26 protein-coding genes are annotated in these 25,366 nt (G+C 59.1%); 9 read left to right on the forward strand and 17 right to left on the reverse strand.

Translation table 11 applies throughout. The features are described from left to right. Nucleotides 1-2: 2 nt before the first annotated feature. The gene (locus QCD60_RS25685; protein WP_279789788.1) at nt 3-1,304 is read right to left on the reverse strand and encodes a PAS domain-containing methyl-accepting chemotaxis protein; all 1,302 of its coding nucleotides are present in this window, start codon (nt 1,302-1,304) and stop codon (nt 3-5) included. A 685-nt stretch (nt 1,305-1,989) separates the two neighbouring features. Further along, nucleotides 1,990-3,231, reverse strand: a complete 1,242-nt coding sequence (locus tag QCD60_RS25690; RefSeq protein WP_347950260.1) for an MFS transporter — start codon at nt 3,229-3,231, stop codon at nt 1,990-1,992. A 216-nt stretch (nt 3,232-3,447) separates the two neighbouring features. On the opposite strand from QCD60_RS25690, the gene QCD60_RS25695 reads away from it, so the two are divergent. The 6 genes from QCD60_RS25695 (at nt 3,448) to QCD60_RS25720 (ending at nt 8,137) form a co-directional block, all read left to right on the forward strand. After that, nucleotides 3,448-4,272: a helix-turn-helix transcriptional regulator gene (locus QCD60_RS25695; protein WP_279789790.1), complete on the forward strand. Its 825-nt coding sequence runs from the start codon at nt 3,448-3,450 to the stop codon at nt 4,270-4,272. Between the two features lie 299 nt (nt 4,273-4,571). Beyond that, entirely contained in the window at nt 4,572-5,729 is a 1,158-nt protein-coding gene (locus tag QCD60_RS25700) for an amine dehydrogenase large subunit (RefSeq protein ID WP_279789792.1), read from the forward strand. Between the two features lie 106 nt (nt 5,730-5,835). After that, nucleotides 5,836-6,375 carry a MauE/DoxX family redox-associated membrane protein gene (locus QCD60_RS25705; RefSeq protein WP_279789794.1) on the forward strand — a complete coding sequence of 180 codons (540 nt, stop codon included), beginning with the start codon at nt 5,836-5,838 and terminating at the stop codon, nt 6,373-6,375. A 3-nt stretch (nt 6,376-6,378) separates the two neighbouring features. Then, nucleotides 6,379-6,990, forward strand: coding sequence for a methylamine dehydrogenase accessory protein MauD (gene mauD, locus QCD60_RS25710; protein WP_279789796.1), 612 nt, complete (start codon nt 6,379-6,381; stop codon nt 6,988-6,990). Between the two features lie 15 nt (nt 6,991-7,005). After that, complete coding sequence (locus tag QCD60_RS25715; protein WP_279789798.1) at nt 7,006-7,530, forward strand: methylamine dehydrogenase light chain; 525 nt, start codon at nt 7,006-7,008, stop codon at nt 7,528-7,530. An 85-nt stretch (nt 7,531-7,615) separates the two neighbouring features. Further along, nucleotides 7,616-8,137: a cytochrome C gene (locus QCD60_RS25720; RefSeq protein WP_279789800.1), complete on the forward strand. Its 522-nt coding sequence runs from the start codon at nt 7,616-7,618 to the stop codon at nt 8,135-8,137. A gap of 173 nt (nt 8,138-8,310) precedes the next feature. On the opposite strand, the gene QCD60_RS25725 is transcribed toward QCD60_RS25720, so the two are convergent. The 10 genes from QCD60_RS25725 to QCD60_RS25770 form a co-directional block, all read right to left on the reverse strand. Then, a complete protein-coding gene (locus QCD60_RS25725; RefSeq protein WP_279789802.1) occupies nt 8,311-8,637 on the reverse strand; it encodes a DUF3861 domain-containing protein in 327 nt (108 codons plus the stop codon). Then, nucleotides 8,637-9,311 carry a PadR family transcriptional regulator gene (locus QCD60_RS25730; RefSeq protein ID WP_279789804.1) on the reverse strand — a complete coding sequence of 225 codons (675 nt, stop codon included), beginning with the start codon at nt 9,309-9,311 and terminating at the stop codon, nt 8,637-8,639. The genes QCD60_RS25725 and QCD60_RS25730 overlap by 1 nt, the downstream gene beginning before the upstream one ends. 256 nt (nt 9,312-9,567) lie before the next feature. After that, the gene (locus tag QCD60_RS25735; protein ID WP_279789807.1) at nt 9,568-10,677 is read right to left on the reverse strand and encodes a hypothetical protein; all 1,110 of its coding nucleotides are present in this window, start codon (nt 10,675-10,677) and stop codon (nt 9,568-9,570) included. 22 nt (nt 10,678-10,699) lie between these two features. Beyond that, nucleotides 10,700-11,713 carry a 4-hydroxy-2-oxovalerate aldolase gene (dmpG, locus tag QCD60_RS25740; RefSeq protein ID WP_279789809.1) on the reverse strand — a complete coding sequence of 338 codons (1,014 nt, stop codon included), beginning with the start codon at nt 11,711-11,713 and terminating at the stop codon, nt 10,700-10,702. 71 nt (nt 11,714-11,784) lie between these two features. Further along, entirely contained in the window at nt 11,785-12,708 is a 924-nt protein-coding gene (locus QCD60_RS25745) for a catechol 2,3-dioxygenase (protein ID WP_279789811.1), read from the reverse strand. A gap of 68 nt (nt 12,709-12,776) precedes the next feature. Then, nucleotides 12,777-13,103, reverse strand: coding sequence for a 2Fe-2S iron-sulfur cluster-binding protein (locus QCD60_RS25750; RefSeq protein WP_279789814.1), 327 nt, complete (start codon nt 13,101-13,103; stop codon nt 12,777-12,779). After that, a complete protein-coding gene (locus tag QCD60_RS25755; RefSeq protein WP_279789816.1) occupies nt 13,100-14,053 on the reverse strand; it encodes an acetaldehyde dehydrogenase (acetylating) in 954 nt (317 codons plus the stop codon). The genes QCD60_RS25750 and QCD60_RS25755 overlap by 4 nt, the downstream gene beginning before the upstream one ends. Before the next feature lie 63 nt (nt 14,054-14,116). Next, on the reverse strand, nt 14,117-14,308 hold the full coding sequence (locus tag QCD60_RS25760) for a 2-hydroxymuconate tautomerase (RefSeq protein ID WP_279789818.1): 192 nt from the start codon (nt 14,306-14,308) through the stop codon (nt 14,117-14,119). A 13-nt stretch (nt 14,309-14,321) separates the two neighbouring features. Further along, nucleotides 14,322-15,125, reverse strand: coding sequence for a 2-oxo-3-hexenedioate decarboxylase (gene dmpH / locus QCD60_RS25765; RefSeq protein WP_279789820.1), 804 nt, complete (start codon nt 15,123-15,125; stop codon nt 14,322-14,324). 11 nt (nt 15,126-15,136) lie between these two features. After that, a complete protein-coding gene (locus QCD60_RS25770; RefSeq protein WP_279789822.1) occupies nt 15,137-15,925 on the reverse strand; it encodes a fumarylacetoacetate hydrolase family protein in 789 nt (262 codons plus the stop codon). A gap of 196 nt (nt 15,926-16,121) precedes the next feature. On the opposite strand from QCD60_RS25770, the gene QCD60_RS25775 reads away from it, so the two are divergent. The 3 genes from QCD60_RS25775 to prfH all read left to right on the forward strand — a co-directional run bounded on the left by QCD60_RS25775 (nt 16,122) and on the right by prfH (nt 19,136). Next, entirely contained in the window at nt 16,122-17,018 is an 897-nt protein-coding gene (locus tag QCD60_RS25775) for a LysR substrate-binding domain-containing protein (RefSeq protein ID WP_279789825.1), read from the forward strand. A 340-nt stretch (nt 17,019-17,358) separates the two neighbouring features. Then, entirely contained in the window at nt 17,359-18,510 is a 1,152-nt protein-coding gene (locus QCD60_RS25780; RefSeq protein WP_279789827.1) for an RNA ligase RtcB family protein, read from the forward strand. Beyond that, complete coding sequence (gene prfH, locus QCD60_RS25785; protein WP_279789829.1) at nt 18,507-19,136, forward strand: peptide chain release factor H; 630 nt, start codon at nt 18,507-18,509, stop codon at nt 19,134-19,136. Before QCD60_RS25780 ends, prfH begins: the two co-directional genes overlap by 4 nt. 38 nt (nt 19,137-19,174) lie before the next feature. Here prfH and QCD60_RS25790 read toward each other — a convergent pair whose 3' ends face one another. From QCD60_RS25790 to QCD60_RS25810, 5 genes are all read right to left on the reverse strand, one after another. After that, the gene (locus tag QCD60_RS25790; RefSeq protein ID WP_279789830.1) at nt 19,175-19,954 is read right to left on the reverse strand and encodes a heme ABC transporter ATP-binding protein; all 780 of its coding nucleotides are present in this window, start codon (nt 19,952-19,954) and stop codon (nt 19,175-19,177) included. Next, on the reverse strand, nt 19,954-20,979 hold the full coding sequence (locus tag QCD60_RS25795) for an iron ABC transporter permease (protein WP_279789832.1): 1,026 nt from the start codon (nt 20,977-20,979) through the stop codon (nt 19,954-19,956). The genes QCD60_RS25790 and QCD60_RS25795 overlap by 1 nt, the downstream gene beginning before the upstream one ends. Further along, on the reverse strand, nt 20,976-21,806 hold the full coding sequence (locus QCD60_RS25800; protein ID WP_279789834.1) for an ABC transporter substrate-binding protein: 831 nt from the start codon (nt 21,804-21,806) through the stop codon (nt 20,976-20,978). The genes QCD60_RS25795 and QCD60_RS25800 overlap by 4 nt, the downstream gene beginning before the upstream one ends. Nucleotides 21,807-21,853: 47 nt before the next feature. Continuing rightward, entirely contained in the window at nt 21,854-22,936 is a 1,083-nt protein-coding gene (locus tag QCD60_RS25805) for a ChuX/HutX family heme-like substrate-binding protein (RefSeq protein WP_279789837.1), read from the reverse strand. Nucleotides 22,937-23,087: 151 nt separating this feature from the next. Next, nucleotides 23,088-25,232: a TonB-dependent hemoglobin/transferrin/lactoferrin family receptor gene (locus tag QCD60_RS25810; protein ID WP_279789838.1), complete on the reverse strand. Its 2,145-nt coding sequence runs from the start codon at nt 25,230-25,232 to the stop codon at nt 23,088-23,090. Between the last annotated feature and the right edge of the window lie 134 nt (nt 25,233-25,366).

Consider the following 25,366-nt stretch of genomic DNA (forward strand, 5'->3'; position numbering starts at 1 on the left):
AGTTAGTGGCCGATATGGCTGACGGCATCCAGCACTTTCTGGGCGCCCTCTTCCATTTCTTCCATCAGCGCCATCAGGGATTCAATCTCGCTGCGGTTCTGCTCACTGAACGTACCGATCTCGTTGACCGCATCCGACACCTGCTGGGAAATCTGCAGGTTACCCTGCACCACCGCGTTAATCTCGGAAGTCGCAGCACTGGTACGGCTGGCCAGCTTGCGTACCTCATCCGCCACCACGGCAAAGCCACGACCTGACTCACCTGCCCGCGCCGCCTCGATGGCGGCATTCAGCGCCAGCAGATTGGTCTGATCAGCCACCGCGCTGATCGTCGAGACGATGTTGGCAATGCCGCGCGCCTGCTCATTCAGCCGCGCAATAATATCATCGGTGTGGCGAATCTTGTCGCCGATCATGCCCACCATGTTCATGGAGGAGTGCATGCGCTGACGACCATCGCGGGCTACCTGATTGGTCTGCAGCGCAGTGACGTTGGCCAGTTCTGCCGCCGCGCGGGCCTGCTGCGACTTTTCAACCTGTTCGGTGATATTGGTGGCGAACTTGATCACGCGCTGCACCTTGCCCTGACGGCTCAGGATCGGGTTGTAGGTCGCTTCCAGCCAGATCGGCCGGTGATGCGCATCCAGCCGTTTGAACTGGCCACTCTTCAACCGGCCATCCGCCAGCTCCTGCCAGAAACGCGGATTCTGCTGATAGAAGCTGTCTTCACAGAACATCCGATGGTGCTGCCCCTGAATCTGTTTCAGCGAGTAGCCCATGGTGGCAAGAAAGTTGTTATTGGCCGTGATAATAGTGCCATCCGGCTCAAATTCGATAATGGCCATTGATCGGTTGATCGACTCATAAATAGCTCGCTGCTGAAACAGTTCTCTGGCCTTTGCACTAACGTCAGTGGCGAACTTCACCACCTTGGTGATGGCGCCGTTGTCACCCCGAACCGGAAAGTAATTGGCCTGCAGCCAGATCGGTTTACCTGCCTTGGTCATACGCTCGAACACACCTTCGTGGGACTGCCCACGCTTCAGGTCCTGCCAGAACTGACGGTACTCTGCTGACTTGGCGTAATCGCTATTACAGAACATCGCGTGGTGCTTGCCGGTGATTTCACTGAGGCTGTACCCCATCGTCTGCATAAACAGCTCATTGGCGGAGATGATATGACCCTCAGGGGTGAACTCGATCAGAGCGACATTATCGTTGATCGCATCAATAACCTGCTGCTTGCCGGTCAGGGTTGAGCGCAGTGCACTCATTTCTTCTTTACGTTTGCGGGAGCCGAACATGGTTGGCGCTCTCTCATCTCTCGGATGAATGCCAGAAGCATGCTGTCCCTGAGCTTGCGGCATCCTGAAATATATCCTCGCTGCGCCTGCCAGCGCGGAGGTGAAGCACAAGTGAACGACGAACGATGAGGCGACGATTGAACGGAACTGCCGGGGCTGGATAGTTGACGGGAGTGCCTGTGAAAAGCGTTCAGCGGCTTCTACTGAGTGCAAGACTAGTGATTGTAAATAAACTGGCAAGATGCCTGCATCAAGTCGACGCCATACCATCCGGTGCAGTCGCCAAAAGGCGTATAAGCAGGATAAAACCTAACCCGAAACAGATAGCGCAGAGCTTGCGGTCAGTTGGTGAAAGCCATCGGCGGAAAAGGATTTACGCTGGCTGATACGTGCCGCTTGTCTACCCCGCCAGCTTGCTCTTCAGGTTGCGGAACACCTTGTCGTATAGGAAAAAGCAGCGCAGTGAGCGCGAGATACGGCGTATATGACCATCATGCGTTCAACTGCCAGTCAGGGGAGAAAGGTGCTGACCTCCGCTGCGAGAAAAACCACCGATGTATGCAGAAAAACATCGATCCCGGCCAGTAGACTGACGCGGCCTCTTTGAGAGCAAGACTGGAAAAAATAAGCAAACCCCGAACACGTCAGATCATTCGGGGTTTGCCATCACCGTGTGGCCGGTATTTCAGCGCTGTTCAATATTCGGTAACAGCACGGTGAAGATACCCAGCAAGGGCAGGAAGGCACACACCTCGAAGACAAAGCGAATACTGGTCATATCCGCCAGCATGCCAAGAGCCGCTGCGGCAATACCGCTGAAACCAAACATCAGGCCAAAGAAGATACCGGCAATCAGCCCGACCTTACCCGGCACCAGCTCCTGCGCAAAGACCACAATGGCAGAGAAGGCTGACGACAGGATGATGCCGATAATCACCGTCAGTACCGAGGCCCAGAACAGGTTGGCGTAGGGTAACAACAGGGTGAACGGTGCCACACCGAGAATCGATACCCAGATCACCGCTTTACGCCCTACCCGGTCACCGATCGGCCCACCGATAAAGGTGCCGAGTGCCACCGCTGCCATAAACAGGAACAGGAACAACTGCGCTTTCTGTACCGACAGGCCGAACTGATCCATCAGGTAGAAAGCGTAGTAGTTGGTCATGCTGGCCATGTAGATGTATTTGGAAAACACCAGTACCGCGAGCACCAGCAGCGCACCGATTACCTTGTCACGCGGCAGGTTGTGCATAGCTACCGCGGCCTTGCGCCCTTTCATCGCCGCATGAGTACGTACCACCCAGCGGCTGACCAGTGACAGCACAACAATGCCGAGTACCGCAAACATCAGGAACCAGCTGATCGCCCCCTGCCCGCGTGGGATAACAATCGCGGCGGCCAGCAATGGCCCGAGCGCTGAGCCGGCATTACCGCCGACCTGAAAGAATGACTGGGCAAAACCAAAACGCCCGCCCGATGCCATCCGTGCGACACGCGACGCTTCAGGGTGGAAGGTCGATGAGCCGAGCCCGATAAAGGCCGATGCCAGCAGGATCAGTTCAAAACTGTTCACGGTCGCCAGCATCAGCAGACCGATAAAGGTAAACAGCATGCCCGTCGGCAGCAGATAGGGCTTGGGGTGCTTGTCGGTATAGAAACCCACGCCGGGCTGCAGCACCGACGCTGTCAGCTGAAACACCAGAGTAATCAGGCCGATCTGTGCAAAACTCAGGCTGTAGGTGGTTTTCAGCATCGGATAGATGGCCGGTAGCGTCGCCTGAATCAGATCATTCAGCAGATGCACAAAACTCGCGGCGGCCACCACCGGCAGTACCAGCGGGCTGGCTGCAGGGCGGGCATGAGGCTCAGGACGCACCGGGGCGGCGGGTGTCGCTATGGCGGACTGGTCGAGGGTATTTTCCATTTCCTTCTGATACCTGATTCGCCGGGAATGGTTCACGGACCACGCCGGCTCTTGTTGTAAGAAAGAGCGCTTGAAGTAAGAAAGAGCGCTTGTTTAAAACGGCTGTTGAAAAGGGCATTGCGCCCCAACACCTACGCTGGCGATGAGGCACAAATGCAGTATAAGCTGGCCGTCTGACGCCTGAATGCCAGCTATCATCGCCAAAGTGACAAGACTATGCCGACGCTCCGCTCTACCACTGCCAACGCCGAACCACTGGGTATTTCTCAGGGAGCCAAAGCCGCCCAGACCATCCCCCGTACCGTGGTTGCCCTGGCCATGGACTATCAGGAAGGTGAGCAGGTCGCCAGCCACTTCCACCCTCGTGCGCAGCTGGTGTATGGCGTTTCCGGGGTGATGCAGGTACAGACGCCAGATTCGGTCTGGACCCTGCCTCCGCAGCGGGCGTTGTGGATTCCGCCTAATGTGCCGCATCAGATCAACATGATGAGTGCAGTCAATATGCGCACCATCTATGTCCAGCAGGCCGCCGCCGAACAGCTCGGCACCGAGGTGAAAGTCATCAGTGTGTCGGCACTGATGCGCGAACTGATCCTCAGTCTGGTGGCCCAGCCGATGGAGTACCCGGTTCCCGGGCGCGGTGAACACATGGCCATTTTGCTGCTGATGGAGATTGCCGAAGCAGGCACGCTGGCGGTGGATATTCCATGGCCCAAAGACCGCCGTCTGCAAACCGCCTGTCAGGCCATCATGAAAGCGCCCGGCACGCCCCGCACGATGGAACAGCTGGCCGAAATGGTCGGCGCCAGCCCCCGCACCCTGATTCGGCTGTTCCCCAAAGAAACCGGGCTGAAGTACCACCAGTGGTGCCAGCAGGTACACCTGTCTGACGCGCTGTGCCGGCTGGCACGCGGTGAATCGATCGCCCGTATAGCCGCCGCACTGGGCTATGCCAGCCCCAGCGCCTTTTCGGCGATGTTCCGGCGGGCACTCGGTGCACCGCCCAGCCAGTACATGACGCCTGCTGAACCGGCGGCATAACTCCGGCCCTGCCATCAGCGCCGGCATGGCAGAAATGACCGGCGTCTGGCACATGAACGCAACGCACTGGCAGACAGACCAAGTTTCCCCCTGACGCTTTATTGCACACTGCTTCAAACGACGCCATGGCGACAGCAGGCTCTTTTCCGTTTCCCATGCGGGTGTTCATCACCTCAGGTTACTGACCTGCCAGTCCAGACGGTGGCCGTTCACAGCCAGAACAATGAAGACGAATCCCTGCCCGGCCGCAGCCTGACTGCACACCGCCGTGCGCAGGATTCACTGACGGGAGTCCCGCTATGCAACGACTACCTTCCCTGCCCCTGCCAGCCTCCATGTCGGCCTCGCTGCTGGCTCTGGTACTGGCAGGATCGCAGGCCCATGCCGACTTACCGGCCGACACCATCGGCCAGACCACATTGCCGTTTCCTCCTGAACCTCACCGCACCTACGTGATCGACGCGGAATTCGAGAATCAGGTGGCCAGCCGCGTTATCGTGGTCGATCCCGACAGCAGGAAGATGCTGGGCATGCTCAGCACCGGCGGGATGGCGCCTGCGGTGCTGTCCAACGACAGGAAAACCATCTTCACTGCTGACATGTTTTACTCCCGCTACACCCGTGGCACCCGTACCGATGTGCTGACCGCCTGGGACTCCTCCACGCTGGAGCCTGCGTGGGAAGTGGAAGTGCCGCCCAAACGCGCCTCCATGCTGACCCAGCGCTATGCAGTGGCCACCAGTGCCGATGACCGCTTTGCCTACGTTTATAACTTCACCCCCTCCACCTCGATCACCGTCGTCGACACCACCAGCCACAAGGTGGTCAATGAGCTGAATATCGCTGGTTGTGTACTCGACTACCCGGTCGGCAAACGCCGGATTGCGTCACTCTGCGGCGACGGCAACGTACAGGTGGTGACTCTGGATGATCAGGGTCAGGAGGTCAGCCGCAGCCAGACGCCGTTCTTCAAACCCGATGAGGAGAAGCTGGTGGAGCGTGCCGTAGGGGTGGGTGACATCTATCGCTTCGTCACCACCACCGGCACCGTGCACGGCATCGACCTGTCCGGCAAGGAGCCGAAAGTGCTGCCGAGCTGGTCACTGCTGAGCGATGAAGACAAGAAAGGCGGCTGGGCACCCGGTGGCTGGGAGCTGATGGCCATCGCACCGAAGCTCAACCGCCTCTATGTGCTGATGCATCCCGACCACCAGCCGCAGATGTGGGAAGACCCCAGCCAGACCATCTGGGTGTATGACCTGAAGACTCACAAGAAGATTGGCACGCTGGAATCACCCAGCTATGTCTGGAGCCTGCACGCTACCAGTGACGATCATCCGCTGCTGCTCGGCACCAACATCGACGGCGGGCTGGAGATCTTCGATCTGACCAGCGGCAAGCACACCGGCACCATGGAGAAGCTGGCCAAGACGCCGATCCAGATCCTCAATCACTGACAACAGGTTGCCAGGCTGAACACCTGTTCTCAGTCAGAAACCGAGCGGGCATGCGCTATATCACGCGACCCGTTCCGTTTACCCCACAGCATCCAAGGAGCTGCTTATGCAACTTGATCCTGTTGTTACTTCCTCCTGTGCCCTGATGGTGGCGGTGATTTTTGCCAACGCCCTGGTCCACAAACTGCGCCATCCCGGCTGGTTCCGCCAGCAGCTGGCCGACTACGGCCTGCTGCCTGCCTCACTAGTGAAACCGGTGGCCCGTCTGCTGCCCTGGCTGGAAGCGCTGATCGCGCTGGCCCTGCTGACCCCTGTCAGCCGCAGCGCTGCCGCCATCAGTGCCGCACTGCTGCTGGCACTCTACGCAGCGGCCATCGGTATCAACCTCTGGCGTGGCCGACGCGACATTGACTGTGGCTGCTCCGGCCCCGGTCAGGCCCAGCCACTGCGTCCGCAACTGCTGGGACGCAACGCACTGCTGATCACACTGGCCGTGCTCGCCGCCTGCCCACCGCTGCTGCGCGACTTTGCCCTGTTTGATCTCTTTATTGTCATCGCCTCGGCGGCCACCGGCCTGCTGCTCTACGCCGCTGCCGATGCCATGATGGCCAATACTCCCCGTTTGATGAAACTGATCGGAAGGTGAACCATGCAAGCACTGATTATTTCCAACATTCTGCTCTGGGTTCTGCTGATTGGCCTGGCCTTTACCCTGATGGGGCTGGTACGCCAGATTGGCATTCTGCACGCCCGCATCGCACCCGCGGGTGCCCTGATGCTGGACAAAGGCGTAGAGATCAATGAGCCCGCGCCCAAAGTCACCGCTGCCGACCGCAACGGTAAACCCGTGGCCTTCGGTTACGCCGCAGACAAGGCACAGCTGCTGTTCTTCCTGTCGCCCACCTGCCCTATTTGCAAATCGCTGCTGCCTGCGGTCAAAGCCATAGCCCGTGACCAGAGCGAGCGTCTTGATGTGGTGTACATCAGCGATGGCGATCAGGACAAACAGCAGGCGCTGATCAGCGAATTCAAACTGCAGGACAGCACCTATGTGGTCGGGCCGGAAGTCGGGATGACCTATCAGATCGGCAAGCTGCCCTATGCGGTACTGATCGACCAGCAGGGCGTACTACGCGCCAAGGGGCTGGTGAACTCCCGCGAGCATCTGGACAGCCTGTTCGAAGCGCAGCTGATGGGCTTTGGTTCACTGCAGGACTTCCTCTACCACGATGCGGCCAAACCCGCTCCCCATGCTCATTAATCCGAGGAGATCACGATGAAACTACTGGACCTCCTGTTCGAGCGCTCATCGCGCAAGGTGGCCAACGTCACCTCACGCCGCAAGGCACTGGCCCGCTTCGGCTCCTGGCTGGCCGTCGGCACCGCCGCGCCGCTGCTGCTGCCCATTGATCGCGTATCCCGCGCCCATGCGGCTGAAGACACCGGCAAACCCGGTGATCCGGGTGATCCCAACAGTTGTGACTACTGGCGCTACTGCTCCATCGATGGCTTTCTGTGCAGCTGCTGCGGCGGCTCGGTGACGGCCTGCCCTCCGGGTGCGGAAGTATCACAGGTGACCTGGATCGGCACCTGCCGTAATCCGGCCGATGGCAAGGACTACATCATTTCCTACAACGACTGCTGCGGTAAGCACAGCTGCTCGCAGTGTGCCTGTACCCGTAATGACAGTGAGGAGCCGCTGTACCGTCCGTTCAACAACAACGATGTGAACTGGTGTCTCGGGGCAAAATCGAAGTCCTATAACTGCACCATTGCCATCATTCGTGGTGTAGCGCTTTAAGGGCGCTGGATCTGCCACCCGGCTCGCTGCGTGGCAGATCAGCACAGGCGCCATGCTTTAACTTTCAACTGCGGAGGATTGCAGTATGCGTTGGCCATTGCTTACCGGCGTCGCCCTCACCCTGATCTCCACTACCCTGCTGGCCCGCTCCATTCCTGATCCTCATCAGCAGCCTGCACCGGGCAATGAAGCGGCACAGACCCCCATTGCCAGAGCGGGCTACAGCGTCGCGACCAACTATCAGCTGCAATGCGCTGGCTGCCATCTGACCAGTGGCGAAGGCTCCAGAGCCAATGACACACCGAGGCTGGCGGGTTTCGTCGGTAATTTTCTGAAGGTGGAGGGCGGCCGTGCCTTTCTGGTACGCGTGCCGGGGATGTCACAGTCAGCCCTCAACAATCAGCAACTGGCCGACATGCTCAACTGGCTGCTGAACAAGGACGGTATGGCCGGTGTCAGCATGCCGGAGCACTTCCAGCCATACAGTGCAGATGAGGTCGCAGCGGTGCGCCGGCAGGCCATGCTTAACCTGCCAGAGACCCGCGGCAAACTGATTGAGCAGATGAAAGCTCAGGGCATCAGCATTACCGATGGTCTGGGTGACTGATCCCCGCCAGCGGCAGGCGACAGCGCAAAAACACAATAAAAAAGCTGCAGACATCACTGCCTGCAGCCAACCCTCGATGCATTCCCTGCCATCTTCCCTTTCAACGCTTCAACCTGTCACAGCGATACCGCCGTGCCAGCGTTGCAATGCTCTTTACGCTTCCCGCACCCTGACTAGCCGCGGCGGAAACCGCCTCCCGGCCTGCCACCACCGCCGCCACGCTTCAGCCCCATCATGAACTCCCGGAAAGCACCGCTCAGGGGTGCGAAGATGGGATGATCACGGTGCTTGAGCATGACTTCAGAGAACAGCTTCAGACCGATAGCAAAGGCACGGCTGTCGTTCTGGCCAAAGTTCAGATCCCCCCGCTGCTGCGCCCGTTCAGCGATAGCGATAATGTCCTCTTTGTTTTCCACCTCGAAGGTCAGCGCAGAGCCTTCGGCTACCGGGCCATTACGATCACTTAACGGACGGACGATCACTTCATAACGGTAGCCCATTATGCCTGCTCCCCTTGCTGGCCCTGCTCTGTAGCCGCGGGGGCGGTGCTGACAGCGAGAATCTGCCTGATCTGTTCGCCCGCCTGCTGCAATACCACCGATACCTGATCCACCTGCGCTGTGCTGACACTCTGGCTTACCAGACGACCACGCAGCATGGCCTTGAGGCTGCGCATCTGCGTCACGATCTTGTCGAAGCTGCTGGTGGGGGTGGCGACATTGACGGAAGACAGCTGGGCGAACAGCAGATCAACCCATTCACGCTGGGCGGCCAGCTCAGTCTGGCCCGCCGCCGTGATGCGATAGATCTTGCGCGCACCGCTGTCATCATCAACCTGTTCAATCAGCTGCTGATCTTCCAGCAGACTCAGCGTCGGGTAGAGCACGCCGGGGCTGGGTATGTAGGCGCCGGCACAGGCAGTCTCAATGGCTTTGATCAGTTCGTAACCGTAGCTTGGCTGCCTGTCGATCAGTGCCAGCAGAATCAGCCGCATACCGCCATTGGCGAATATGCGTTTGCCACTCCGGCCGCCCCGACCACGACGCCCGCCGGTCAGAGGCAGATCGGCAGCCATGCCCTGTGCAGTGATAAAACCGGGCTCCAGGGCCCGCCCCATACCCCGACCGGCTCCACGACCCATACGACCGTCACGCATGCCTTGATGAAATCTCATATTCTTTACCTTCTTTAATTTTTAGATATATCGAAATATGGAAAGCAGGTTATCCGTGATTTCAGATAGGGTCAATATTTAGATATATCTAAATTATTTCTAACCATGACATACGCTATCCGGGCACGGGCAAGAACATGCACAGGTTCCTGCACCAGAAACAGCAGCACCAGAAACAGCAACGCCGATCAGGCGGGAACCGGATCGGCGTGACTAACATGTGAACAGCGTTGCTATCAGGTGAGGGCCTTGTCTGTCAGGGTCGTGGCAGCGGCCAGAAGGCAAAGAACTGGCTATGGGCCACCATCAGCGGAAACGTCACCGCCAGCAGAGTGGAAGCCAGCCACAACTCATGGTCATAACCCGGCGCCCCTGCTGGCAGCACACCGGACACCAGCGGCGTCATCTGCCATAGCAGTAACGCCAGTAACGGCCCGACGATCACCGCCAGCAGCAGCTGACCGAAGCCCTGCCGGGGCTGACCCCATGTGCTGAACAGCCTGCCCTCGAACATCAGCAGCGGCACCAGTGCGCCAAACAACAGGCCAATAGCGACCCAAACCATAAACACCACCGGCTCCAGCGTCCCTGCCCACACCCCGCACAGATACAGCAATGCAGCCAGCAGCAGTACCAACACGGAGCGGCTCACTCCTCCCTGCAGCGGCTGTTGCTGTATCCGGGCCAGCCGGCTCAGCGGCCAGAAATCCAACAACACCAGGGCGAAGATCACCGCAACCGTAGTGACGGCAAATGCCAGACTGTCGAACGCAGCAAAGGTACCCTGAGGGTCGAGCCCCTGCTGGTAGAAAGGCGCGCCCGCCATGGCGGAGAAATCAAACAACAGACTGAACAGCAGATAACCGCCGCCGTACCCTGTCAGCCAGATGGCCAACCCCAGCACTAAGGGCTTGCTGAACAGTGCGGAGAACGGCCAGCAGCGCCAGACGATCACCAGCCAGAAGGTGGCAACAACGGACATGATGGCGTACATCACCGAGAACGGGGTTGGCTGACAGAGTGCCCCGGTCTGCAGCCACAGCAGCACGGTCAGCAGTGTCAGCGCCAGCCCTTTCGCCGGTTGTGGCAGCGCCGCCAGCCGTTGCGGATAGGCCGTCTGCCACACCATGGTCAGCACAATCTGTACCGGCACAGCAACCACCAGGTAATAGCTGACCCAGCTGGCAAAGTCGGCACTGCTGAAGCAACTGATCAGCCCCAGTGCCAGCAGCAGGCAGCCCGCCAGACTGAACACGCCGCGCCGCAGCACAGCACTGTGCGGCGAGGTCTGCCCTGCCGGCAGTGGTGCGGCGGCTTCGGCGACATTCCCGGGTACAGCGGCCATCGTGTTGTTTTTATTGTTCATGGTCGATTTCTCCGCAGTCCGCTCAGCTGGCTTTATCGAGCATGTCGAGTGCAACATCGACAATCATGTCTTCCTGCCCTCCCACCATCTTGCGCCGCCCCAGCTCGACCAGAATATCGGCTGCCTTGAGGCCATACTGGCTGGCGGCATGCTCGGCATGACGCAGGAAGCTGGAATAAACACCGGCATAGCCCAGCGCCAGTGTTTCACGGTCAACCCGTACCGGACGGGTTTGCAGTGGCCGGACGATGTCATCCGCCGCATCCATCAGGCCATACAGATCGGTGCCGTGGTGCCAGCCAAGGCGCTCCGCCGCCGCGATGAACACTTCCAGCGGCGCGTTACCGGCACCGGCGCCCATGCCGGACAGGCTGGCATCAATACGGTCACAGCCCTCCTCCACCGCTACGATGGAGTTGGCCACGCCCAGACTGAGATTGTGATGAGCGTGAATACCGGTCTGGGTTGCAGGTAGCAGCACATCCTTGAGGGCACGGAAGCGATCACGGATGTCGTTCATCAGCATGGCGCCACCGGAGTCCACCACATAGATACAGGTGGCACCGTAGCTTTCCATTTTCTTCGCCTGCTGCGCCAGTTCAGCCGGGCTGATCATATGGCTCATCATCAGGAAGCCCACGGTGTCCATTCCCAGCTTGCGGGCGTGCTCAATATGCTGACGGGAAATATCCGCCTCCGTGCAATGGGTCGCCACGCGCACCACACTGGCGCCGGCACGGTACGCCGCATCCAGATCGTGGGTGGTGCCGATGCCCGGCAACAGCAGTGTGGCCACTCTGGCGTGCTCGACCACCGCCGCTACTGCTTCGATCCACTCCACATCGCTGTGGGCACCAAAACCGTAGTTGAAGCTGGAGCCGTTGAGCCCATCTCCGTGAGCCACTTCGATGCTGTCGACCCGTGCTTTATCCAGTGCCCGGGCGATGGCCTGCACCTGCTCAATAGAATACTGATGCCGAACCGCATGGCTGCCATCGCGCAGCGTCACGTCGGAGATATAGAGTTTCTTGTCCATGACTCATTCCTTGCTGGTAGAAGTGGGCGGCAGGGCCGCCCTGTATGAAGCTGGCGCGGTCTGACAGGAGGTCAGGTCAACACCGTCAGGAAGCGCTCATTGAGCACACGGGAATGGAAGAAGATGGCCTTACCGAGATCTTTCTCATGCCAGATGATGGGTTTCTGGTCGGGGTAATGGCAGTCACCGCCGCAGAACACTTCGGTACGATTGCCGGACGGATCAAAGAAGTAGATGGTCTGGCCATGGGTAATACCGTGGCGGGTTGGCCCCAGATCCAGGGAGGTATCGGTCATGCTGATCATGTCGGCTGCCTTCAGCAGCGACTCCCAGGTTTCCAGCAGGAACGAGGCGTGGTGGAAGCGGCCAAACTTGCCGTCACCGATAAAGGCAATGTCGTGTGCTTTGTACGACAGCGACATGAAGGCCGCCACATGTTCGCCGGCATCATTAAGTACCTGTTCAGTCACATAGAAGCCCAGCACCTCGGTAAACAGCTTAACGGTCAGATGCAGATCACCGGTATGCAGCTGGCAATGGTCAAAACGCTGCACGCCCATGCCTTTCAGCCCCATCGGCCAGGGGTTGGGCGCCACCGCCGAAACACCCCAGCGGCCGGTGTATTCCTTGTCGGTGTAGAGCTCAAACCAGTGCTGCGACGGTCCCTGAAAGCGTACCCGGCGACCACAGAAATCCAGCTCTCCGGCCGGGATGTGCTCAATCTGACAGCCATAGGCAATCAGGTCTTCCGTCAGCTGCAGCAGCGATGCTTCATCGATGACTTTGAAGCCCATAAAGTCCATCCCCGGACTGTCCGACTCCACCAGCACCACCGAGAAACGCTCCACCTCCGCCCAGCCTTTGAGGTAGACACGGCCCTGCCTGTCACGGTGGGTTTCCACCAGACCAACCAGATCGACGTAATGCTGCAGTGCCTCAGCCATATCCAGCACGCGGATTTGCACATGGCCGGGACGAAGAATGCCTTTTTTCATAGGTTCACCTTTTTGTACTTGTTATGTGTTTTGCGAGGCGGTATTTGCCGAAGGGCCGCCCGTTCCTGTCAGTTCGCCAAGACCTGCCCTGCACGGCAATGGCCGTCAGGGTCGAGCACCTCCACTTCCAGATTACTGAGCGGAATGATGCGGCAGGCCAGTACCGTACCCTGTTGCTGCTCGCGCTCGCTGATCTGACTGCGACTCATACGACCACAGCGAAAAGCACCGGACACCACGCGAATCTTGCAGATGCCGCAACCACCGTTGCGACAGCCCACCGCAATACACTGCTGACCCGTCAGCTCCATCCCTCGCAGCAGCGGCTTGCCTTCCGGCACCTCGAAACTGGCGTTATGGGTCAGGTCATGGATGCGATGGACACAGCCTGTCACGAACGTACTCCGGCACCGGCAGCAAAGCGTTCAGCACAGGCCAGCGCCGCCGAGGTCATGATGTCGAGGTTGCCTGCATAGGCAGGCAGGTAGTGTGCGGCGCCTTCCACTTCGAGGAATACCGAAGTTTTCAGGCCTGTCGTCGGCCCGATACCCGGTACGTTGACCGGCTGTGTAATCTCCTCGAACTGCACTTTCTGTTTGAGGCGATAGCCCGGCACATAGCTCTGTACCCTGTCGACCATGCGGGCAATGCTGCGCTCAATGGCCGCGGTGTCCGCCATGTCACTGAGTACAAACACGCTGTCACGCATGATCAGCGGCGGCTCTGCCGGGTTGAGGACGATGATGGCCTTGCCTTTGCGGGCACCACCGAGCTTTTCGATGGCCTGACTGGTGGTCTCGGTAAACTCATCAATATTGGCGCGGGTGCCGGGGCCAGCCGACCGGCTGGAGATGGAGGCAATGATCTCGGCGTAATGCACCGCGGCGACATCCGCCACCGCTCTCACCATGGGGATGGTCGCCTGCCCGCCACAGGTGACCATGTTGATGTTCGGTGCCTGCAGCTCCGCATCGATATTGATGGCAGGGATGACATAGGGGCCAATGGCCGCCGGTGTCAGGTCAATCACCTTAATACCATGCTGCTGCAGCAAGGCATTGTGGCGGGCATGGGCCGATGCCGAGGTGGCATCAAAAACGATGCGGATATCGCTGAATTCCGGCAGTGCCAGCAGCCCCTCAATACCGTCTGCGGTGGTTGCCACGCCCATGCGGCTGGCCCGCGCCAGCCCGTCAGAAGCAGGGTCAATCCCCACCATGGCTCCCATCGCCAGATGCTTGCCGTGGCGCAGTACCTTGATCATCAGATCGGTGCCAATGTTGCCCGAGCCGATGATGGCCACTTTCTGTTGTGCCAGGCCCGATGGTGAAGTAGCGGCGTTCATGGAATCTCCTTTGTATTTTTTCTCGAATCCGAACTGAAGAGCGGTTCAACCGCAGACCGGTGCCTACCGCCCGCGCTGCTTGGCCGTCTCGCCCGCGATGCCAAAATCGGTATTGGGAATCTCATGGATGATGACCCGCACGGACTCGATCGGCGCGCCGATGGACTCCACCGCCGCATGAGTCAGGGCGGCGATCAGCTTCGCCTTCTGCTCTTCCGTTCGGCCTTCAATCAGATGAACCTGCATGATGGGCATGGTGCTACCTCCGTCAGATAAAACGCATGGAAACGCTACCCAGATGCTGGTAGCGCACAGTGATGTCATCGCCTGCTGCGACACTGATGGCCTCGGTGGCACCGCCGGTCAGAATCAGGGTGCCTGCCGGAATATGGCGACCCCGGCTGCCGAGCATATTGGCCAGCATGGCCACACTTTGGGCCGGATGACCAAGCACCGCCGCCGCCGAGGCAGCAGCGACCATTTCGCCGTTTTTGTACATCACCACGCCCAGATTTTTCAGATCGATGCCTTCGGGATTGCGGTGACTGCCGCCCAGCACATAGCGGGCAGACGAGGTGTTGTCGGCAATGACGCTCTTCAGATCAAAACGGAAGTCCTTGTAGCGAGAGTCGATGACCTCTACTGCTGGCAGGATGAAGTCAGTAGCGGCAAGCACTGCAGCAACACTGCAGCCGGGGCCGGACAGCGGCGCTCGCGTAACGAAGGCGATTTCGGCTTCCACCTTGGGATGGATCAGGCTGGCAGTATCGATCACGCCGCCGTCCGCAATGCTGCCGTAATCGGTGATAAAGCCGTGAATGGGAGTGGTCACCCCCATCTGCTTCATCTTGGCGTGGGAGGTCAGGCCCATCTTCAGCCCGGCGATTCGCACACCACGCTGCTCCTTGATGGCGCGAATGGCATCCTGAATGTCATAGGCGTCATCCCAGCTCATATCGGGGTAGTCATCGGTGATCTTGACGACGTCACGGCATTCCATTTCAGCCGCTTCAAGATGACGGGCCAGCTGACTGATCGTTGCTTGATTCAGAGTGGCTTGATTCAGACTCATTGCAGTACTCCTTACACAAAACGCACAGCACAGGAACCCATGCCGCCCATACTGACCCGAACGTTCTGCCCCGCCCTGACCGGCAGCATGGTGCCGAGGGAGCCAGAGAGAATGACCTCGCCCGCCTTCAGGCTCATATCCAGGCGCCCGAGCGTATTAGCCAGCCAGGCAACAGCATTGGCAGGATGGCCAAGTGCTGCCGCACCTGCCCCGGTGGCGACCACTTCGCCGTTCATTTCCAGGGTCATACCCACCACAGACAGGTCGATATTGCGCGGATCGACAGCGGTATCGCCCAGTACGAACAGCGCCGATGAGGCGTTGTCGGCCACGGTGTCTTCAATGCGGATTTTCCAGTCCTGAATCCGTGAATCGACGATCTCAATGCATGGCATCACGAACTCGGTCGCTCGCAGCACATCCGCCACCGTCACGCCGGGGCCACACAGGTCGTGCCTGAGCACAAAGGCCAGCTCACCTTCGACCTTGGGAGCGATCAGTTCGCTGACCGCCACGGCAGCACCGTCATCACGCAGCATGGCAGAGGTCAGGTGGCCAAAATCCGGCTGATCCACCCTGAGCAGATCCATCACGGTCTGACTGGTCACGCCGATTTTCTTGCCAATAACCCGTTCTCCGTCGGCATCGATACGGCGTGCCAGCACGCTGAGCTGCAACTGGTAGGCATCCACCAGCGTCATCTGCGGGAAACGTTCACTGAGGGGAGAAATGGCTTCAGCCTTGCGCAGTGACTGGTACAGCTCGTCACTCAGCTGATCAAAGGGAAGTGCTTGCTTCATGGCAACGGCCTCGTCGTGCGCCCTGTCAGGGCAGAACGACACAGATGGTTAATTGTTTTGTCGGGTGGATTGCCCGCTTGTTTTCGCCTGTTAAGCTACGTTAAAAACAATCAACAATGCCGTCTAATGCTGTTTTCTTACCAAGCAATGCCTTTTAGGCATCATTCATTCTGCAGCATGGGCATGAGGAGAGACTATGGAACTGCGCCAGCTACGCTATTTCATCGCGGTGGCGGAAGAGCTGAACTTCAACCGCGCGGCTGAGCGGCTGCATATCACCCAGCCAGCCCTGAGCAGACAGATTCAGCAGCTGGAGGACAGCATCCCGGCGATGCTGTTCGAGCGCAGCTCCAAACGGGTGGATCTGACCGAAGCCGGACGCAACTTCTACCATCACGCCCTGCGCATCGTCAGTGAGCTGCAGGCGGCAGCGCGGGAATCACGCCTGCTGTCACAGGGCCAGCAGGGGACGCTGGCCATCGGCATCTTCGGCTCGTCGATACTCGATCTGGTACCGCAGGTGCTGAAGCAGTTCGCGGCCCGCTATCCCGACGTCAATGTCGCACTGCACCCAATGGATAAAGACATGCAGATTCAGGCGTTACGGGAGCGCAGGCTGACGGTGGGCTTCAACCGGCTGGTCCCCGCCGAGCCCGATATTGAGCAGGAATATGTGCGCACGGAGCCGCTGATGATCGCGATGGCCGATACCCATCCGCTGGCCGACGCCGACAGCATCCGTATGGAAGAGATTCTGCAGCAGCCGCTGATTCTGTATCCGCGTGGTGTACGCCGCAGTCTGGTGATGCAGGTGTTCAAGCTGTTTGACGAATACGATGCAACCCCGGTAGTCGCGCAGGAAGTCACCGATGTCACGACCGCTGTAGCACTGGTAGCAGGCGGGCTGGGGATCAGCATTCTGCCGCGTGCGGCCAGCAACCTGCGCTTACCCGGCGTGGTCTACAAACCGCTGATTTCCCGGGGTGAAACGATTAACTCTTCCATCGAACTGATCTGCATGTATCGCCGTGGCGACACATCCCCCATCCTGAACGGCTTTTTGCAGATTTTGCGTACTTTTTCCGATAAATAAGGCGCTACTTCGGCCATGGTGGCGCTACCCCAAAAATACACCAGCCCGCCCGCAGGGGTGGGTACCCGCACACTCGCCCCCTGTAAGATCAGCCACTACGACTACTTGCACCGGCGTGGTTATGCCCTTACCATGCGCACACTTTTTATCCACCCCGCTGACCAAGGAGGACACACCATGACTCATACAACGCTTTCATCCTTCGCAGGTCGCGGCCGGTAAGCAGCTGATTCTCCAGCCCCTCTTTTCCCGCTTACTATCACTGGTATAACCAGCCCGCCCGGTCGCACTGACCTGCCCACACCTTATTGATTCACTCTTTGCAAAAGGAATGGGTGACATGGGCAATTCAGTCCAACTGTTATCTGATCGTGTTTCGCTGATCGCCTCCAACGACACCTGGATGGAAGGCACAGCTATTCAACAACTGCTTAAAACCGCCGAACTGCCTCACATGCACAGAGTCGCAGGCATGCCTGATCTGCATCCCGGGCGCGGCTATCCGGTCGGTGCGGCCTTTTTCAGCGTCGGCCACATCTACCCTGCGCTGGTCGGCAATGACATCGGCTGCGGCATGGGCCTGTGGCAAACCGACCTGCCGCTGCACAAGGTCAATATCGACAAGCTCAGCAAGCGACTGGACGACGTCGAGCAACCGCTGGATGACAGCTGGAGCGATCTGCTTAAGCAACGCAAGCAGGATCAGGCCATCCACTGCGATGCGTTTGATTCCTCCCTTGGCACCATCGGTGGCGGCAATCACTTCGCCGAGTTTCAGGCCATTGATGACGTCTTCGACAGCATTGCGCTGGAGGCGCTGGGGCTTGAACGCAAACGCCTGCTGTTGCTGGTGCATTCCGGCTCCCGTGGCCTCGGCCAGCGCATCCTGACCGAGCATGTCAGCCGCTTTAACCATCAGGGGCTGGCCGCCGGGAGCGCCGGGTTTGACGACTACCTGCAACAGCATGATCAGGCGGTACGCTGGGCAGAACTGAATCGGGAAATGATTGCCCGACGCTTTCTGCAGGCCATCCGTGCTGAGGGCGAAGTGCTGTTCGACATCAACCACAATCTGGTCAGCAGCAAAACACTGGACGGCACGGCAGGCTGGTTACACCGCAAAGGCGCGACCCCGGCCGATCAGGGTCTGGTGGTGATTCCCGGTTCACGGGGTGACCACACCTATCTGGTCAAACCGCGGGACTCCGCCGTCGGGCTGTATTCTCTGGCTCATGGCGCTGGTCGCAAATGGCAACGGGGTGACTGCAAGGCACGGCTGAGCCACAAGTACAGCCGTGACGAGCTGTACCGTACCGCCTTCGGCAGTCTGGTGATCTGCGGTGACCGCACCCTGCTGTACGATGAGGCACCACAGGCTTACAAGCCCTGCCTGTCGATCATCGAAGCCTTGCAGGATGCCGGGTTGATCGACGTCGTCGCCCGGCTCAAGCCAGTGCTGACATTCAAAACCCACGGGGAGTGCAGCGCATGATTCTGTTGCAACTCTCCGCCGGTCAGGGGCCGGATGAATGCGCCCGTGCCGTTGCGCTGGCTGCCGAAGTGCTGCAAAAGCAGGCCGCCAGACTGACCATCAGCGTGACCGAGCTGGAACGTGTTGCCGGGCAAAAGCCCGGTTGCCTCAAATCCATCCTGTTTGAAGTATCAGGGCTAGATGCATCGGGGCCAGATGCCATGTCATGGGCGCAGCAATGGAGTGGCGCCATGCAATGGATCTGCGAAAGCCCCTATCGCCCCGGCCATAAACGCAAGAACTGGTTTTTCAGTGGCCAGCTTTATACTCTGGATGACCTGCACATGGACGAGCAGATCAGCTACAAAGCCTGTCGCGCGTCCGGCCCCGGCGGGCAGCACGTCAACAAAACCGAGTCGGCCATTCAGGCCACTCATGTACAGACCGGCCTGACGGTGCATATCGCCAGCGAACGCAGCCAGCACGCCAACAAGCGACTGGCCCGGGCGCTGCTGATACACAAACTGGCTGAGCGGCAAAGTGAGCAGCAGGCCCGGCAGGAACAGCAACGCTGGAGCCAGCATCAGGCCGTGCAGCGCGGCGATGCCGTGCGGGTATTTCGGGGTAGTGGATTCAAGGCGGAGTGAATATGCAGGAAGAGCGTGTTCACGAGCGGCAGTGATAACTAGCCTCTGAACCACCACTGCGGCACACCGGCCTCCGGGTGTCGCAGTGCAATCAGATCCGCACCGTAGGTTGTTTCAATATGACTTCCCTCCAGCAGGCCGTGTGCCGACCCCATATAACGCATTCGCCCCTGTTGCAGTAGCAGCAGGCGGTCGCCGTAGAGTGCCGCCAGATTCACATCGTGAATAACGCAGAGGATGCCGAGCCCCTGATCACGCAGTCGTTGCAGCAGGCGCAGTACCTTCTGCTGATGCAGTAAATCCAGTGCCGCCAGCGGCTCATCCAGCAGCAGATAACGACCCTGCAACGAGCCACCGTCCGCACGCAGCTGCACCAGCATGCGCGCCACCTGCACCCGTTGCTGCTCACCGCCTGACAGCTGCAGATAATTGCGCCGGTGCATGTCGCCAAGGCCCACGTCGGCCAGTGCCGCCTCGGTCAGTTGCTGACGCTGACGCGCCGACAGCTGCCAGGGTGTCAGCCCCAGCTGCACCACTTCCTGTACCTGCAGGGCAAAGGGAATATGCACCTGCTGGGTCAGTACGGCACGCTTGCGCGCCAGCTCCTGCAACGGCCATTCAGGCAGCATTACACCGTCCAGCGCGACCTGCCCAACATCCGGTTGCAATGCCCCTGACAGGCATTTCAGTAACGTGGATTTACCTGCGCCATTGGGGCCGAGCACCATCAGCAGCTCACCGGGATGCAGCGCCATGGAAATATCCGCCAGCAGCACCTTACCCGGGCGGGTCACGCCCAGATCATCAGCACTCAGCATCACGATTCTCCACGCATGGATTTGAACAATAACCAGAGGAAAAACGGCCCGCCCAGCAGACTAGTGACCAGCCCCACCGGCAATTCGGCAGGAATCACCAGCAGCCGGGCCAGCGTATCGGCCGCCGCCAGCAGACTGGCACCAAGCAAGGTGGCGCAGGGCATCACCATGCGGTTGTCAGCACCGAGCATCAGCCGGACCAGATGAGGCACCATCAGGCCAACAAAGCCGATCAGCCCGGCAAAGGCAACGGTGATGCCTACGCACAGGGCCGTCAGCACCACCAGCTTGCGTTTGAGCTGCTCGACATGAATGCCGAGGTAGCCTGCCTCTTCCTCGCCCAGCAGCAGCACGTTGAGCTTCGCCGACTGCCATAGCAGAAAGGCCAGCGAGGGCATCAGCAGGGTGGCCATTACCGCGACCTGCTGCCAGCGCGCGCCACCGAGATTGCCCATGGCCCAGAACGTCAGGGCACGCAGTTGCTGATCGTCACTGATATAGGTAAGCAGGCCGGTTGCCGCCCCCGCCAGCGCGTTGATGGCAATGCCCGCCAGCAGCAGGTGCAGTACCGATACCTGCCCCTGACGCTTGGCCAGACGGAAGATCAGCAGGCAGGTCAGCACGGCACCACTAAAGGCGGCCAGACTTTGCAGATAGGATTGCGCCCAGAACGGCAGCGGAATCAGCGAGGTATCGAGCGCAGGCAGCAGCACAATCAGCAGCCCTACGGCGACTGAGGCGCCTGAGGCGATGCCCAGCAGGCCCGGATCCGCCAGGGGATTGCGGAACAGCGCCTGCATTACCGTACCGGATACGGCCAGAGCCGCACCGACCAGCAACGCCATGATCAGCCGCGGCAGACGCACCTGTAGCAGAATCTGCCAGTCAGCCTCGCTCAGATGCGCGCTGAACAGCTGATGCCAGCCAATGTTGTACGCTCCCTGACTCAGAGCGAACACACTGACCAGCAACAACAACGCCAGCAGTACCGGCAGAGGGATACGGTGGTCTACCGGGCTGTTCATGGTTGCCAGCCTGCCAGTTGCTGTTGCAGTTCGGTGATGGCCTGAGGTGTGCGAGGTCCCAGACCCAGAGCCAGCAAGGCATCCAGATGCAGCAATCGACCGGCTTTGGCGGCAGGGGTGGCCGCCATCCCGGGCAGTTTCCAGATGGCACTGTCACCGCCCTGACGACTCAGCCCCTGATCGGTCACGACAATGGCATCGGGTCGGGCCAGCAACAGCGCTTCCGGCGTCAGGTTCTTGTAGCCCCTGACGGGCTGTTCATCATCCATCACTGCCGCATTGACAGCTCCGGCCATCCGAAACAGTGCGTCCGGTGCCGTACCCTGCCCGGCAATCATCGGCGAACCGCCCATCTGCAGGACAAACAGCAACCGCGGAGGGCGATGCCAGCCGGACGGGACGCTCAGAGCAGCAAAGCCCTGATTGAGCCTGGCCACCGCCGCCTGCCCTTTTTCCGGTACGCCCAGCTGATCAGCCACCTGCTGGACTTTCGCGGCAATCCCTGCCTGCGTATCCGGGCCATCAATAGTGACAAGGGTGATGCCGCTGTCCTGCAGCTGTTGCAGTACTTTGGCCGGGCCGGCAGCCGGCGTCAGCAGGATCTTGTCTGGGTGCTTACTCAGTACCCCTTCGGTGGAAAGAGTGCGCTGATAACCGACCTTGGGCAGGTGCTCTGTGTCAGCGGGATAGATGCTGCTGGTGTCCGTCGCGACAATCTGCTGCTGCTCACCAAGCAGATAGACTATTTCCGTCACCGTGCCACCGATGGTGACCACGCCAGCAGCATGGGCTGCGTTGGTCAGGCTGGCTGACAGTGCAACCGCCACAGGTAATCCTGCCAGAAACCGGCTCAATGCCCGATTAGCCGCAGCCCTCATGCCACCACCGCGTGCAGGCTTTGCTTCACCTGCGCCACAATGTCACGCCACAGGGTCAGCTCTGGCTGGCCGGGTTTGCGCTTGCCAAACAGGGTCATGATGGACTCGCCTGCGGCATTGAAGCATTCAATGGAGGTGATGATACCGTCGCTACTGGGGCGTTCGATGGCCCAGATGTCAGCAATCTGATCTACCCGCAGATGCAGGTTGAAATCAGGGTCGAGGACATTGAACCAGGGGCCGGTTTCCAGCAGTTTGCTGACCGGGCCACTGTGAATCTGGATACAGCCGCCGTTGCCGACAAACACCATCACTTCACACTGACGCTGACTGGCCAGTGTCAGTGCCTGCTGCGCTGCCGCTGTCGGCAGATGCCAGGCCCAGTCATCACCGATCTGCTGCAGTGCCTGGGTACGGCTCAGCCGGTGCTTGCGCAGCAGTGCATGGTACTCGTGCACATCACGCAGCGCGGCCCAGTCGAGGCGGAAGCGGTCAACATCAAAAGCCTCTGGCAGCTGATCCACCGGGATGGCTGCAGTGGCGGCCGCAAAAGTCAGCGGCTGGGGTTCAGGCAGGCGGAACTGTTCGACCAGCTGCTCCCAGGCAGCACCGTCGGTTTCCTCAGTACGGTAGACCTTGTGCACGGCAACACCCTGCTGACTGAAGAACTGCAGGCTGTGACGGTCATTCTCGATGACCGCAAAAGCGCAGTACCACTGCTGCATGAACAGGCGAAGGTCGATGTCAGGATTGAGCACCAGCCCCATCCGCCCTTCGCCACTGAAACTCACATTGCTATAGATACCGTGACGCTCATGAACCGCCTGATCGTTGCGGGTCAGCGCCATCACACGGCCGACGGCCTCCAGCGAATTCAGCAGGTCCTGAAAGACGGGTTCCAGCTGCCAGGCATCAATGCCCTGACGACAGGCCAGCAATTCACCTTCACTGACGCCCAGACGCTGCGCCAGCTCACGGGCACGCAGGCGTGGTTCCGCCTGCATCAGTGCCTGATAAGACTGAAACAGCTGGCTGGCAGAAAGGGACTCACGGATAGCGGCTGCAGTTGAAGTCTGCATGGGGGTACTCCACGGTTTACCGATGGGTATCGCGGGTGGCGATACCACTGCGCTATTGTCAGTTGCGGCCAGCAAGCAGCCACAACACCGGGTAAGATATGCCCCGCAGACTGTCACATCCTGCGGGGGCAGGATTGAGCCAAACGGCTGGTTAGAACTCGTAGGTCACGTCGACACCGACGTTACGGCCCGCTTCAGTGAAACGGTCCAGATTGGCAGAGGAGCTACTGGCCTGAGTACGGACGTTGTTCCAGATCCAGTACTTCTCATCCAGCAGGTTAAACACACCGGCGTTAATGGTGATTTTGTCGGTGGGTTTGTAATAGGTGGTCAGATCCACCACGGTGTAATTAGGAATGGCCAGATATTGGGTCGATGACGTCAGGTCGTCTTTCTTCTTGCCGTCCGCCCAGCTGACATTGATGGCCCCACCCCAGTTCTGATTCGGGCTGTCGTAATTCAGACCTACTACCGCAGACAGCGGTGCAACACTGTTCAGGGGTTCATCGTCACCTACATTGCGGCCATCGGCATAGGCCACAGCACCTTTCAGGCTTAACCCTTCAGGAATGCGGGCCGACAGCTCATCCAGATTTAAACTGCCTTTCAGCTCCAGCCCCTTGATCACCACCCGGTCAAGGTTGACGGAGGTGTACTCACCGAGGGGATAGGTGGAAGACGTACCAACCAGATACTGGCTCTCGATAAAGTTGCGGTAACGGTTGTAGTAGGCAGTCAGCTCGGCTGAGCCATAGAGACCTTCGGCACGAATACCGCCCTCGGTAAAAATGCTGTGCTCCGGCTTGAGGTCCGGGTTGGGCAGAATGGCGTAGCCGCGACCTGCGTTGTAGTAGTAATACATTTCATCCATCGACGGAGCGCGGAAGCCGGTGCCGTATTTACCAAACAGGGTGTAAACATCAGTGAGTTTGAATTCGGCCCCCAGCTCAGCGGTGAAGGCATGGCCTTTGGCCCCACCCCAGGAGTCGATGTACTGGTCCGACTGGGTGCTGTAGCGGTAATGGTCATAGCGCACCACCGGCAGCAGCGTCAGACGATCGTTCACCGCCCAGCTGTCTTTCAGATAAGCGCCGAAGGTATTGCCGGTCGCCTGAGGTGAAAAACGGGTGGTGCCTGACGAGGTGTCCTTGTTGAGGTTATCGAGGTCGTTGTACTCGTAGTTCAGTCCGTAGCTCAGCGCATGGTTTTGCAGCTGCTTCTGCAGGCTGGTACGGAACTGATAGCTGTCGTCCTCAAAATAGCGATCAACCACCCGGCCAGAGCTGTCAACTCGGGTGATATTGGTGGTTTTGGTGTTCTGGTAATCCAGCTGCCATTTCATCGAGTCATACAGAGCATTGGCATGAGTGTTTTCGTGAGAGATGCCAAAGTGCGTGCGCTTGCTTTCATCATCCGAGTGATAGCCCGACCCCGTGGACAGCAGATCAAACTGGGAGTCAGCAACATAGTGCTCAGCCACGAAACCGATACGGTTTTCGTCATTGAGCTGATACTGGGCCTTGGCCAGAACGTTATCGGAGTCGGTATCACCCGGATCATTCATGCCACGGGAGGCTCCCGTTACATCGCTACCGTCACCGTAGTTATTGGTGTCATGGCCATCACGGCGGGTATAGACCAGCAGGGTTTCAAGATCACCGGTACGGTTGGCCATGGTGGCAGTTTTGCTGAACTCATCGGAGTCACTGCGGTACCCCCCCTTGACGGCGATATAGGTGTCATCCCCTTCGGCAGCAAGGAAAGAGGAAGGCTCCTTGGTACGGAACTTCACGGAGCCTGCCAGTGCTCCACTGCCTGCCTGGGTATCGCCGCCTTTGACGATCTCAACGGACTCCAGTGACTCAGGATCAATGGTGGTACGCGTAGCACGCAGATAGGTGGTGGTCGGCGCATAGGCCTCGGCCTGTTCCACACCGTCAACGGTGATCTTCACCCTGTCTCCGTCCAGACCACGAATATTGATACTGCCGATACCAAAACGGCTGTCACGGCTGACAGATACCCCCGGCTCATAGCGGAAGATATCAGCGACGCTGCGGGCCACATTCTTCTGCAAATCTTCCTTGCTGATAACACTGACCGCGCTTTCCTTCTGGGTTTGCGGTTCAGCCTTGCCGGTCACCTCAACTTTCTGCAATACGGGGACGGTTGTGTCCTGACTACTGCCGGACGAATCCGTACTGGTTACAGAAGAGGATGAAGCGCTGGCCGCAAACAGAGGGGTACTGGCCGCCAGAGTAATGGCCGCCGTTATCAGACTGGGAGTGATTTTCATGTCACGCTCTCGGTACAACTCGAAATGGAGATGCACAAAGAGTATCAATTATTAAATGATAATCAATATCAAATGATATTTATTAGCATTCTCGTTCAGTAAAAAATCTTTCAGGGTGTTACATCTGTAGTATT

Origin of the sequence: Pokkaliibacter sp. MBI-7 (genome assembly GCF_029846635.1) — a bacterium.
GTDB lineage: Bacteria > Pseudomonadota > Gammaproteobacteria > Pseudomonadales > Balneatricaceae > Pokkaliibacter.